The organism is Nostoc sp. PCC 9305 (genome assembly GCF_963920915.1).
Taxonomy (GTDB): domain Bacteria; phylum Cyanobacteriota; class Cyanobacteriia; order Cyanobacteriales; family Nostocaceae; genus Nostoc.
In genome coordinates, this window is record NZ_CAWUDN010000105.1 from 1 (window position 1) to 12,774 (window position 12,774).

Consider the following 12,774-nt stretch of genomic DNA (forward strand, 5'->3'; position numbering starts at 1 on the left):
TAACTCATAACTCATAACTCATAACTCATAACTCATAACTCATAACTCATAACTCCTCACTCTTTAACCAAGACACCATTCAGAAAGATATCAGCGAGTCCTTCGGCCATTTCCTGCATTTGTTGGGGAGAGGCATCAGGTTCGATGAGGGTATTGTTAGAAAAACCTGCGATCGCAAACATTCCTAAGAAAACTTTTGCAACTAGCTTGGCGTCCCCTTGACGATAAATGCCTTTATCCATCGCTGTTTGAAAGAATGCTTCACCCACATCAGTCATTTTGGTAATGACTTCTAATTGAATGCGATCGCGCAAATCGGGGTGAAATTGCACCTCCATAAAACAAACACGCATCAAATCGGCATTTTTTTGGAAATTCCACATCCGACGACGCATCACCTGAGCGACGGCTTTATAGCTGCCCATTTCACTTAATTCTGTGAGCAAATCTGTCAAAATCTCTACCCAGCCACTCGTGGCTACTTCCACCAAAATTGCTTTTTTATTTGGAAAATGACGAAATAGAGTACCTTCAGCTACACCTGCCGCTTGTGCTAAGTCGCGGGTAGTAGTGCCGTCAAATCCCTGAGAGGCAAACAACCGTTGCGCTGCCTGTAAAATCCGGGTGCGCGTCTGAGCCTCTGAGGGCGGAGAAGAATTAAAAACTCGCATAAAAGTTATGGTTAGATATCCGTAACAAGACTTGTAGCATTATTGTCTAACGTCAAGTGCAAAGAGCCACTGAAAGCTTAATACAAGATTAACGCTCTTTTGCTAAGTATCCTGTTATTTAGGTAATGTAACTTTATCTTACTTCTCGCTTATGAACCAGAGCAGTCGGTCAATTTTAGATTTTAAATTGGGAATTTTGCAGGACTTACGCACTCAAAGCCTAAAACTTAGATCCCCCCTAACCCCCCTTAAAAAGGGGGGGATCTCAAAAGCCCCCTTTTTAAGGGGGTTGGGGGATCTCTTCTATGTAACTCCTGTATCTGTGATATTGCGGCGGTTGTTTATCACTTTGTTAGCTTTTAGTATTCTCTGGTGGGGATTGCTACCAGAAGTCGCTCTAGCTCAAACTCAGACAGCGCCTCCTCCTCAAGAAACCAAAACTCAAACCCCGCCAGTTCAAAGTTCAATCCAACCTTATCTAGATCGAGTTATTAAGCAGTTAACGGAGTTTCGCCTCGACAATGGTTTGAAATTCATTGTCTTGGAACGACATCAAGCGCCCGTAGTTTCTTTTCTGACTTATGCGAATGTCGGTGGTGTGGATGAGCCAAATGGCAAAACTGGTGTAGCTCACTTTCTGGAACATTTGGCGTTTAAAGGCACAACGCGTATTGGTACACAAGACTACCAAAAAGAAAAACCACTGCTAGATACCTTAGAGCAGTTGAATGCTCAAATTAAAACAGCGAAAGCCGATGGCAAAAAAGCTGAAGTTGTTCGGTTACAAACTGAGTTTGAGCAAGTGGAATCGCAAGCAGGCAAGCTAGTCAAGCAAAATGAATTGGGGCAAATTGTCGAACAAGCAGGAGGTGTAGGTTTAAATGCCAATACTTCAACCGAAGCGACTCGTTATTTTTACAGCTTTCCTGCCAATAAGCTAGAACTTTGGATGTCGTTGGAGTCAGAGCGATTTCTCGATCCGGTAATTCGTCGTGAGTTTTATAAAGAGAAAGATGTAATTTTAGAAGAACGACGGATGCGGATAGAGAATTCACCCATTGGATTGATGGTGGAAAAGTTTATCGATACTGCTTACAAAGCCCATCCCTACAGGCGTCCGGTGATTGGTTATGACGAAGATATCCGCAATCTGACACCAGAAGATGTCCAAAAGTTTTTTGATACTCACTACGTACCAAGTAATTTGACCATTGCTATTGTCGGAGATGTCAATCCTACTCAGGTGAAAAAACTAGCGCAAACTTATTTTGGCCGCTTTCAAGCCAAAACCAAAGCTGTTGAACAAATTCCGGTGGAACCGCCACAACAACAAACACGGGAAGTTACTTTACAGCTACCTTCTCAACCCTGGTATTTAGAAGGTTATCATCGTCCGGCGATTACTCATCCAGATAACGCCGTCTATGAAATCATTGGCAGTTTATTAAGTGATGGACGCACATCGCGGCTATATAAGTCTTTGGTAGAAAAGCAGCGGTTGGCGCTAAATGCTCAAGGTTACAGTGGATTTCCTGGAGATAAGTATCCAAACTTGATATTTTTCTATGCTCTCACAGCTCCTGGTCATACAGTTGATGAGTTGGCGGTGGCTTTGCGTCAAGAAATTGACAAATTAAAAACTGAGCCTGTAGCGGCAGCTGATTTGCAACGAGTGAAAACTCAAGCACGGGCAGGTTTGTTACGTACTCTCGATTCCAATATGGGCATGGCTCAACAATTGTTGGAATATGAGGTGAAAACTGGCTCTTGGCGGAATTTGTTTAAGCAGTTGGATGACATTTCAGCGGTAACGACGGCTGATATTGTGCGAGTGGCAAAGGATACTTTTACGCCGAAAAATCGCACGATTGGGAAGCTGTTGTCGAAACAAGGATGAAAAAGAAACCGCAAAGGGCGCACAGGAAAATAGATATGCAGAAGTACAAGTTGAAAGCTAAAAGGCAGATAGCGTTGAAAATTCAAAATAGGAAAGGATTGATTTATGCTTTGGTTGCTGTTTTTGCGTGCTTACTTTTAACTTGTAATTTTTCTCTGGCGGCGACAGCTGAGGCGAAACATTACACAGAATTGCAGCTACCACCGCTACCTGAGATTAAGTTACCCAAGTATGAGCGGTTTGTGCTGCAAAACGGCTTGGTTGTCTATTTAATGGAAGATCGTGAATTACCGTTGGTGAATGGTACAGCGTTTGTACGGACAGGGAATCGCTTGGAACCAATGGAAAAAGTTGGGTTGGCTGGTTTTACAGGCGCAGTGATGCGAACTGGAGGAACTAAGAACCATTCGTCTGATGAACTCAACGAAATATTAGAACAACGGGCAGCATCTGTGGAAGTTGGTATTGGTGAAGCTTCTGGTAGTGCTAGCTTTGACGCCCTCAGTGAAGATTTAGAAACAGTGTTTGGGCTGTTTGCTGAAGTGCTGCGATCGCCTGTATTTGCTCCAGAAAAGCTAGACTTGGCGAAAACTCAAGCCAAAGGTGGCATTGCCCGTCGTAATGACAATCCAGATGGGATTGCTAATCGGGAATTTAAAAAATTAATCTATGGGAAAGATAGCCCTTATGCTCGCACCATAGAGTATGCGACGGTGGATAAAGTTGAGCGTGAGGATTTGCTCAAGTTTTATCAGCAATATTTCCACCCCAATAATATGATTTTGGGGATTGTGGGCGATTTTGATAGTAAGAAAATGCGATCGCTCATTCAAGCTAAGTTTGGCGATTGGCAGCGTAACCCAGGTATTGCTAAACCCACATTACCAAAGGTTTTACCAGCTAATACAGGTGGAGTCTTTTTTGTCAATCAGCCCCAACTGACGCAAAGTAGTGTACTTATCGGGCATTTGGGCGGACGTTTCGACAATCCCGATTATGCAGCGTTGGATGTATTGAATGGAGTGTTAAATGGGTTTGGCGGACGCTTATTTAATGAATTGCGATCGCGTCAAGGTTTAGCTTACTCTGTATATGGCCAGTGGAGTCCCCGTTTCGATTATCCTGGCATATTTATCGCTGGTGGACAGACGCGATCGGATGCTACCGTCCAGTTTGTCAAAGCCTTACAAGCTGAAATCAAGCGCACCCAAACTCAAAGAGTGACAGCAAAAGAACTGGCTTATGCCAAAGAGTCTACACTCAACTCCTTTGTATTCAACTTTCAAGACCCCAGCCAAACCTTATCACGGTTGATGCGATACGAATATTTCGGCTATCCTGCTGATTTTCTCTTTCGCTATCAAAAAGCCGTCGCCGCCACCACAGCAGCCGATGTCCAACGGGTAGCACGAGAATATCTCAAACCAGAAAAGATTGTGACTCTAGTAGTGGGGAATCAAACCGCCATTCAACCGCCATTGACACAGTTAGCTAAACAGGTGACACCAATTGATGTAACGATTCCTGGTTCGCAGCCACAGGCTAAGAATTAATAGCGTAGATGGGTAGATACTCAATATCCAAATAAAATCGCAAGGCTCATATCCCCGACTTCTTAGAGAAGTCGGGGATCTTGTTTTTAAAATAATTTTCTCCATTATCGGGAAATGACTAAGGACAAATTGGAGTTAACAAGTAGAAACTAAATCAGGAACCAAAACCTCTGGAGTTTCCAGAGGTTTTTCTCTATTCTATTCATCTTTATAGGAGCGATCGCTCCAGCATACACTTCTATAAAGCAGCAAAAGTTTTCGCCCCTATCAGGTCAACTAGAGTAAGCTAAATTTAGGTTTTAGCTACTGGAAGCGAAGATGATGTTGTTGGAATTAAAGCGCATCCATGTTCCACCAGGACAAAGAGTGCTACTACGAGATGTAACCTGGCAGGAATTGGAAACAATTCTAGAAGATTTAGGGGAACACCGGGCAGCACGAATTGCTTATGATAGGGGAATACTGGAGATTATGGCACCACTGCCAGAACATCAATATGACAAAGAAATTATTGGTGATTTAGTCAAAGCGCTTCTGGAAGAATTAGACATTGAGTTTAGATGCCTTGGTTCTACCACTTTCAAAAACCAAGCAATGGCTCAAGGTATAGAACCTGACCAGTGTTTCTATATAAAAAATGAATCTAAGATTCGCGGCAAGAAGCGACTAGATTTAGCGGTAGACCCTCCTCCAGATTTAGCTTTAGAAATTGATATTACTTCTCGCACTCATCCTAATATTTATGAAGCGCTAAAAGTGCCTGAACTTTGGCGTTTTAATCGAGGAAAGCTCCAAATTAATGTTTTGCAAGACGGACATTATGTAGAATCACAGCAAAGCCTAAATTTTCCTATATTCCCACTAATTGAAGCGATTCCCCAATATCTAGAGCAAAGTACAATAGCAGGCAGAAATGCAACGCTCAAAGCTTTTCGTCTTTGGGTACAAAAACAGATACAACAGCAATAACTTGTGCTGTCACCATAATTCACAACATACAGCAGATTTCAAGTTAGTGAAGTACACAAGCTAATTCTCAAAATCTCTCCTAGTGAATGGAATGTGCGGCTATACAAACAAAACCCACCCCCGTGGGTTTCAAATTCTTTGAGTCCGCGTAGGTGGTCACTGAGCCTGCCGTTCGCGCAGCGTCTTGTAGAGAAGTGCGGACTTCTTTTGTGTAGCCGCGATTTCTAATCGCCTGGTATATTTGCTTCTGACTCCTGACTCCTGAATCCTGAATTCTGAATTCTGCTGTATAACTATTGCCAACCTTAACATTAGCGGATAAATTATACTTCTTTGAAGCCATTATTACCGCATTTTAATCTATGTTTGTTAAACCCAAAATATTTTTATCATCGCTTGCATTATTACTCAGTTTTGCAAGTCTATTTCTTAGTGCTTGGATTATTCTTCCGGCTCCAAATATGTTTTTACTCACACTAGCAGTGGGAGCGCCAGAAGTCAGTCCTTGGTTATTATTATTAAATTTGCTCTTTTTCTTGTTGTCTTTATTCTATATCCGTCGCCGTCAACTACAACGCCTAGTTTGCATTTTCAGTTTAATCGGATTGCTAATTTGTGGATGGGTACTAGTAAATATCCCACCAACTCAAATGCAGATGTCTAAAGCGATGAAACAAGGGCTGGGAGCAAATTATCTAGAGCAAATTCCCGTTCAAGTAAGGGCTAAAATGCAAACCCATTCCTTTGACTTAGTTAATTTCTTCTGGGGTATTCCATTAGGGAAAACGCGTCATCAAAAAGATATTCTCTTTGCTTCTCCTGGGGGAGTACCTTTAAAAATGGAAGTTTACCAACCCCCAGAGGTAGGAAAATATCCAGCAGTGGTAGTAATTTATGGTGGAGCTTGGCAATATGGCAATACTCATGCCAATACCGAGTTTAATCAATATATTGCTAATCATGGATATACGGTATTTGCGATCGACTATCGACACGCACCTCAATATCAGTTTCCCTCTCAATTAGATGATGTGCGTACAGCCCTAAATTTTATTCGCAAACATGCCGCTGAATATGAAGCCGATTCAGAACGTATGGTACTTTTAGGGCGTTCTGCTGGGGCACATCTAGCAATGCTAGCGGCTTATCAACCCGATGCACCACCCATTCGTGCTGTGGTGAACTATTACGGGCCTGTTAACTTAACTGAAGGATATAAAACACCACCAAATCCCGATCCTATAAATTCTCGCGCTGTTTTAAAAGCATTTCTTGGTGGTTCTTTAGAAGAATTGCCTAATCGGTATGAAATTGCTTCACCGATAAATTACCTAACGCACCCTTTACCGCCAACTTTATTAATTTACGGCAGTCGCGACCATTTGGTGCAAGCGCGATTTGGCAGACAGATGTATGAACGTTTACATGAATCTGGCAACACTGCGGTTTTTCTAGAAATTCCTTGGGCAGAACATGCTTTTGATGCTGTTTTCAACGGTGTGAGCAATCAATTAGCGTTGTATTATACTGAGAGGTTTTTGGCTTGGGCGTTGTTCAGGCAATGATTTGATTCGCAGACTCATTCACAAGTATAAAAAACTGGCGTTGCTGAATCAAGGGATGATTCTTGTAGGGTGGGCGACACGAGAGCCCTGAAATACAAGGGACGGGCAAGATGCCCATCCCACAAAACTAGCAAAATCATCCCGCAAATATGCAACGCCAAAAAACTCAGCACTCCTTACTCCTTTTGAGGCCAGCGCCAGTTATAGCGATTCCATTCATACATACCTTGAATTTCATACTCAGCGCCATTGAAGAAGCGGACGACGCAATTAGTAGAGGAATCATCGCTGCATCTACGCCCGTCGTAGACATCGCTAATTTCCTCGACCTTAATTACCATACAGGGAAACCATTCCCGCTTACAAGGGCCATCTTCTTGCACCCATTCCCATAGTGCATTGGAAACTTCAATGCGATCGCCTATTCTTAACTTCAGTGCATCCTCAAAATAAGAATACTTGTCAAAATGATATGACTCAACCCGATTCAACCACTGTAAACCATAGCGTTGGCGAATAAACTGTACCGTTCCAGAGTCCTTTTCTAGTAACCAGTCGTTGAGTAATTGCACTTTCCAAGTACGGTTGCGTTGTTCTTCATCCTTAACAAATTGTAAAAATGCTTCTAACTCCTCTGAGGTAAGTTCGTCTAAAGGATTAGCAATATTTGACTTCCCAGAGGTAGAATTTCCCTGAATTTGCTCAACCACTTGCAGTAATATCTGTTTCTGCGTGTCAGTGAGAGGACAGCTTGCTGCATCACAATCATTAAAGGCTGCGAACATAGCTACTTCAATCTCATCTGGAGTCATAAGTTCATAGCAATTGAGGGGTTATTCCCCTAATTATTACAAATGTTAAATTCAAGTCTCCAATCACCCTGTAGTTAAATTCAGGTAAGCTGAGGTTGTAAGTTAAATATTGTTTGCTAAATTAACTCACGGGGTCTTTTATGCGGTTGCGTTCACTCACGGTCGTTTTTATTTCATGTCTCATTACCCTTCTATCGTGGGTGATTATTCCCCCAGCTGTAGCCCTGACACAGATTAAACTATTTGATGTCTCTTATAAAGATTGTCCACCAGAACTAGCACAAGGGGCTGTTATCAGTAGTGGTAGCGCGGCTGCCAATTGTTTTCTTGTCGTTGGCAAGGCAGAAAATGGCACTAATAAAACAGTCTACGATGCAGATATTTTTGGACGCATTTATGATGCAAATAATGACTCGGTGATGCAAAACCGCACTCGCTTAGGCTCTATTACCGAGGTGCCACCAGGTATTAGCGATTTTGAATTGAGAATTTCTGTACCGGCGAATCAGCCTACTCCGTTGAAGCTGAAGCAATTCAAGGCTGCGGGGTTTAGCGGTCAAGTGCGTAAGTAATTCGTAATTCGTAATTCGTAATTCGTAATTCGTAATTCGTAATTCGTAGTATTCGCCAAAGGCGAGAAACAGGTTAGGTAATTAACGTAAGTTGCTAGTTAGTTTCGCATAATGGTATTTTTTGATAACTAGCAACTTGGTTTAATTAGTAATTCGTAAAAAATCGTAGAGACGCTTGTATACTTAACGTCTCTACAAAATTTTTTACCAAGGTAATAATCAAAATCTTTCTTTCTATAAGGGCAGGCTAGCTGGAATGGCACTCAGAAGCCCACTAACTAGATTGAGTGCTAAGAAAGCTAAGATCGGCGAAAAATCCATACCGCCCAATGGGGGAATAATTGAGCGGAATAGATTCAGATAAGGGTCAGTTATTTGGGCTAAAGCGGCAAATGGCTGGTTATACCAGTTGATTGTCGGGAACCAGGTTAGCAAAACCCGGATAATTAGCAAATAGCTATAAAAGCTGACAAAGGTAATTAGTGTCGTAATCAGTAAACTCATGGATAGCTTTGTTTCCTACTAGGTGTCAAACGCGGTCTTATCTTTTAATTTTAATTTAGTCCAAAGTCAAAAGTGTTTGCGGATTTCACGTTTACCACACTTGACACTTTCACCACGCCTGAACAAACTTCAGGAGTCTTTAGTGAGGGAGCGGTCATTGGTTGGTTGGGGTGAACTGCTATTAACATTTCCCAGTTGCTTTCGCACTTCATCAATTGTGGCATTTAGCTGGGCAATTTTATCTTCTAGCGATCGCCTGGCCGTTTCTATGCCGATGCTTTCGCTTTCTGAGGCTTTCATCTGACGCCGCTTTGCTGCTATTTTCTTAGCTTCGGCTTGACTATCTGTCAGTTCTGTCTCCTCTTCTGCTAGCAATTCTGGCTCGCGCCGAGAAGCAATCAGTGCTCCGATAACACCGCCAAATACGCCACCAACAAACGCCCCTGCTATAAAACCACTGCCAAAACCATCTCGCTGACTCATATCTTTACCGCCTTCAACAAACCTTGCAACTTTTACAGTAGTTATGCTATTCTCCTGCCCTAGCTGCATACTAGCTTAAGTCCCAAAGATGCGATCGCCTGCATCTCCTAATCCCGGTACAATATACCCCTTGCTGTCCAGTTTTTCATCAATAGTAGCGGTGTAAATTATTAAACCTGGATAAGCTTCACTCAATTTTTGTAAAGCTGGTGGAGCCGCTACTACACAAACAATCCGCGTCAAAGCTGGGTCAGCACCCCGTTGTGTCAATTCTGCCATTGCAGCCATCATTGACCCTCCGGTTGCCAACATTGGATCGGTAACTAACACTCGTGTTTGAGGGTCAAATTTTTCTGGTAACTTGTTCAGATAACAATGAGGTTGCAGTGTTTCTTCATCTCGCGCCAAGCCAAGATGGTAAATCGATGCTAAAGGTAATAAAGTCTGCGCTCCCTCAAGTAATCCTAGTCCAGCCCGCAGAATCGGTACTACTGCCATAGGCACTTGCGGATCGATCACCGTTGCCAGACAGGTATCTAAGGGACTCTGTACTGCTGTTTCTTGAGTCGGCAACCAGTCTCGTGCAGCTTCATAAGTTAACCATCTTCCCAACTCAGTCATGGCACTGCGGAACAATACTGAAGGCGTGCCTGCATCACGGGCAACTGCTAGCCAGTGCTTGATCAGGGGATGGGGTGGAACATAAACGCGCAATTGTAGCGTCATAGCCAGAAATAGGCGCCTTTTTATTGTATAAGAACTGAAACACCATAATACTCTTTCCTGCATCCGGCTGACAGCTTAAAATTAACAATCTCAATTTTATTGATAAATTTTTTCATTAGTAGTTGACATTAATTCTCAATCAAGGCTATATTCTTATCAGTGTTCTCCTCTCTTTTAAGGATCGGCAGACGGGATTAGCCAGCAGTAGCAGGCTCGTCCCTCTTTTTTTTTGATTGGTCATTGGTCATTAGTTAAATTGAATATTGGTTGACTCTAGACAAAGGACAAATACTTCTCTAAGTTTGCGCAGCGTGTCGCAGACAGACGCTACGCGTTAGCGGAACTGATACGCTCAGTACAAATGACAAAGGAGAAATGACAAATGACAATTGACGCGATCGTAATTGGGTCTGGGATTGGCGGATTAGTAACAGCGACCCAGTTAGCAGCGAAGGGGGCGAAAGTGCTGGTACTGGAACGTTATTTGATTCCCGGTGGTAGTGCTGGTTATTTTGAACGCCAAGGCTATCGATTCGATGTTGGTGCGTCAATGATTTTTGGACTGGGACAGAACGGTACAACCAACTTACTCACCCGTGCATTATCAAGTGTAAATGTCAGCCAAGAAGCGATCGCAGATCCGGTACAGATTCACTATCATTTACCCCAAGGTTTAGACCTGAAGGTTGACCGAGTTTATGAAAAATTTTTGCAAAATCTTATTGCTCATTTTCCCCATGAAGAACAAGGGATTCGTCGCTTTTATGAAGAATGTCAAAAAGTATTCAAATGCCTCAACAGCATGGATTTACTGTCGCTGGAAGAACCTCGGTATTTACTGCGCGTATTTTTCCAACATCCTTTGGCGTGTCTCCGTTTAGCCAAGTATCTACCCCAAAATGCCGGGGATGTGGCGCGGCGTTATATCAAAGACCCGCAATTATTGAAATTTATCGATATGGAATGTTATTGCTGGTCGGTGGTTCCATCAGACATGACACCAATGATTAATGCTGGAATGGTCTTTTCTGACAGGCATTATGGCGGAGTTAACTATCCCAAAGGCGGAGTCGGACAAATTGCCCAAAAACTAGTGGAAGGTCTAGAAAAGGCTGGAGGTCAGATTCAGTACCAAGCTAGAGTCACCAAAATTCTTACAGAACAAGGAAAAGCGGTAGGTGTGCAACTGGCTAATGGTAAGGTATATCGGGGTAAACGCATAGTTTCTAATGCTACACGCTGGGATACGTTTACACAATTACTACCAGCAGAAGCAATGCCACGTAATGAGAAGAAATGGCAACAAAACTACCAAAAATCTCCAAGCTTCTTGAGTTTGCACATCGGGGTAAAGGAGTCAGTTTTACCCGCGGGGACAGAGTGCCACCATATTTTGCTAGAAGATTGGGAAAAGATGACAGCAGCAGAAGGCACAGTGTTTGTTTCGATTCCCACATTGCTTGACCCAGATTTAGCACCAAATGGATATCACATCATTCATGCCTTCACGCCTCACTGGATTGATGATTGGCAAGAACTTTCTCCGAGTGAGTACGAAGCGAAGAAAGAAAAGGCAGCTTGGCGAATTATTGACCGCCTAGAGAAGCTTTTTCCCGGTTTAGATGCTGGATTGGATTATTTAGAAGTGGGGACACCGCGCACCCATCGCCGCTTTTTGGGTCGTGAAGATGGCACTTATGGGCCAATTCCCCGGCGTAAGTTGTGGGGATTATTGAATATGCCCTTTAATCGCACAGCTATTTCAGGACTTTATTGTGTAGGGGATAGTACTTTTCCGGGCCAAGGGTTGAATGCAGTTGCTTTTTCTGGGTTTGCTTGCGCCCACCGCATTGCCGTAGATTTAGGATTTTAACGTGGATCAATCAAAGCAATTAAAGGAATAGTTACTGCTGATACAGATGTTTGAAAACATTTATCTATATTTTTACGCACTTATTGATTCCCCCCTTAAACTCATAAAAAAAGGGGAGCCAGAATAAAGGTTCCCCAATTTATCGAGCAGTTTAGAAGTACTTGGAAAGTTTTAATACCTCTAGTAGGAATTTTCAAATATCCTCTTACACGGTATTTTAATTGAGATTGCAAGTCAAACGCAGACAGTTAATTTTTGGAAGTTGAAAAGTTCAATTCCTCTTGAATGCTTTTAGTGTCATCATACAGATTTGTCACTCTTGAATCATTACTTGGACAGCTAATATCTTGAGATTTTTGCCCTTGATACCTGACTTCAGTTGACGTACCAAACGAAACAGGTTTCGCACATGGTTTATATGGTAAATTTGACAATGATTTAGCTGCGGAAATATCATTAAAAAATTTCGTGGCTGTGTTCACTTTTATTTCACCTACACCTTTTCTGTTGCAAACAGTGTAAGTTGCTTTTCCAGATGGCAATACGCGAATTCTATATTTGCAGGTATTTGTAGAGCCACTATTAATAATAACTGCTGGCTGTTTTAAATTTGGAGTTTGGGCAAGTATTCTCAGAGGTAAAACATATAAGGGTGTAGCTAATAATAACGAAGCTAGACTAATTTTATATATATTAGAAACTTTCACTTTCACCTCACATTAATTTTTTGAGTTATCTAATTAGATCAAAACTAGTTTGAGATATCTTATGCAACAAAAAATTCTGCCATAGCACTTGCTTGATTAAGGAATATTAAATTTGTTAGCAGTGCAGTTACTAAACAGAAATTATGGTGACTTTTTAAAAGTATAGTTGATTCTATATTTTTTAAATATGTCATTATCATGTCAATCTTATGTCAGGATAATACTCATTTTTTATGTGGTATTCCTGTCGAATATCTACTGTGGATTTCGCAATATAAGCCTTCAGTAAGACAATTGTGGTATTGCGATCGCGCTTGGAGAAACAGTCATCAGGTGCGATACGCAAACAGATGCGTGGATGCGGTAGGTTACGCCACACTGAAAATCGGTTCGTTCGTTACTGTGCCTTTTCACCGCTATTTACAAAACTTTTCATAATTGT

General features: G+C 42.1%; 13 protein-coding genes. 7 read left to right on the plus strand and 6 right to left on the minus strand.

The features are described from left to right. Window positions 1-56: 56 nt before the first annotated feature. A complete protein-coding gene (locus tag ACM0OX_RS28640) occupies window positions 57-671 on the minus strand; it encodes a TetR/AcrR family transcriptional regulator (RefSeq protein ID WP_335201692.1) in 615 nt (204 codons plus the stop codon). A gap of 289 nt (window positions 672-960) precedes the next feature. Here ACM0OX_RS28640 and ACM0OX_RS28645 point away from each other — a divergent pair, with 289 nt between their 5' ends. From ACM0OX_RS28645 to ACM0OX_RS28660, 4 genes are all read left to right on the plus strand, one after another. After that, on the plus strand, window positions 961-2,568 hold the full coding sequence (locus ACM0OX_RS28645) for a M16 family metallopeptidase (protein WP_414518385.1): 1,608 nt from the start codon (window positions 961-963) through the stop codon (window positions 2,566-2,568). A gap of 35 nt (window positions 2,569-2,603) precedes the next feature. Further along, window positions 2,604-4,121, plus strand: a complete 1,518-nt coding sequence (locus tag ACM0OX_RS28650) for a M16 family metallopeptidase (protein WP_414518386.1) — start codon at window positions 2,604-2,606, stop codon at window positions 4,119-4,121. A 321-nt stretch (window positions 4,122-4,442) separates the two neighbouring features. Then, on the plus strand, window positions 4,443-5,090 hold the full coding sequence (locus ACM0OX_RS28655; protein ID WP_414518406.1) for a Uma2 family endonuclease: 648 nt from the start codon (window positions 4,443-4,445) through the stop codon (window positions 5,088-5,090). 362 nt (window positions 5,091-5,452) lie between these two features. Further along, complete coding sequence (locus ACM0OX_RS28660) at window positions 5,453-6,655, plus strand: alpha/beta hydrolase (protein WP_414518387.1); 1,203 nt, start codon at window positions 5,453-5,455, stop codon at window positions 6,653-6,655. A gap of 176 nt (window positions 6,656-6,831) precedes the next feature. Here the strand turns inward: ACM0OX_RS28660 and ACM0OX_RS28665 are convergent, their stop codons facing one another. Beyond that, window positions 6,832-7,467: a hypothetical protein gene (locus ACM0OX_RS28665; protein WP_414518389.1), complete on the minus strand. Its 636-nt coding sequence runs from the start codon at window positions 7,465-7,467 to the stop codon at window positions 6,832-6,834. A gap of 140 nt (window positions 7,468-7,607) precedes the next feature. Between ACM0OX_RS28665 and ACM0OX_RS28670 the strand changes: the two genes are divergently transcribed. Next, entirely contained in the window at window positions 7,608-8,039 is a 432-nt protein-coding gene (locus tag ACM0OX_RS28670) for a biotin carboxylase (RefSeq protein ID WP_414518390.1), read from the plus strand. A gap of 234 nt (window positions 8,040-8,273) precedes the next feature. Here ACM0OX_RS28670 and ACM0OX_RS28675 read toward each other — a convergent pair whose 3' ends face one another. The 3 genes from ACM0OX_RS28675 to upp form a co-directional block, all read right to left on the minus strand. Beyond that, window positions 8,274-8,543 (minus strand): YggT family protein, encoded by a 270-nt coding sequence (locus tag ACM0OX_RS28675; protein ID WP_194042243.1) that lies wholly within the window; start codon window positions 8,541-8,543, stop codon window positions 8,274-8,276. A gap of 129 nt (window positions 8,544-8,672) precedes the next feature. Then, a complete protein-coding gene (locus ACM0OX_RS28680) occupies window positions 8,673-9,026 on the minus strand; it encodes a hypothetical protein (RefSeq protein WP_414518408.1) in 354 nt (117 codons plus the stop codon). Between the two features lie 75 nt (window positions 9,027-9,101). Beyond that, window positions 9,102-9,752, minus strand: a complete 651-nt coding sequence (upp, locus tag ACM0OX_RS28685; RefSeq protein WP_414518392.1) for a uracil phosphoribosyltransferase — start codon at window positions 9,750-9,752, stop codon at window positions 9,102-9,104. A 382-nt stretch (window positions 9,753-10,134) separates the two neighbouring features. Between upp and crtH the strand changes: the two genes are divergently transcribed. Next, the gene (gene crtH / locus ACM0OX_RS28690; protein WP_414518393.1) at window positions 10,135-11,625 is read left to right on the plus strand and encodes a carotenoid isomerase; all 1,491 of its coding nucleotides are present in this window, start codon (window positions 10,135-10,137) and stop codon (window positions 11,623-11,625) included. Window positions 11,626-11,873: 248 nt separating this feature from the next. Here crtH and ACM0OX_RS28695 read toward each other — a convergent pair whose 3' ends face one another. Beyond that, window positions 11,874-12,332: a hypothetical protein gene (locus tag ACM0OX_RS28695; RefSeq protein WP_334893226.1), complete on the minus strand. Its 459-nt coding sequence runs from the start codon at window positions 12,330-12,332 to the stop codon at window positions 11,874-11,876. 198 nt (window positions 12,333-12,530) lie between these two features. On the opposite strand from ACM0OX_RS28695, the gene ACM0OX_RS28700 reads away from it, so the two are divergent. After that, window positions 12,531-12,770, plus strand: coding sequence for a hypothetical protein (locus ACM0OX_RS28700; RefSeq protein WP_414518395.1), 240 nt, complete (start codon window positions 12,531-12,533; stop codon window positions 12,768-12,770). Window positions 12,771-12,774 lie beyond the last annotated feature (4 nt).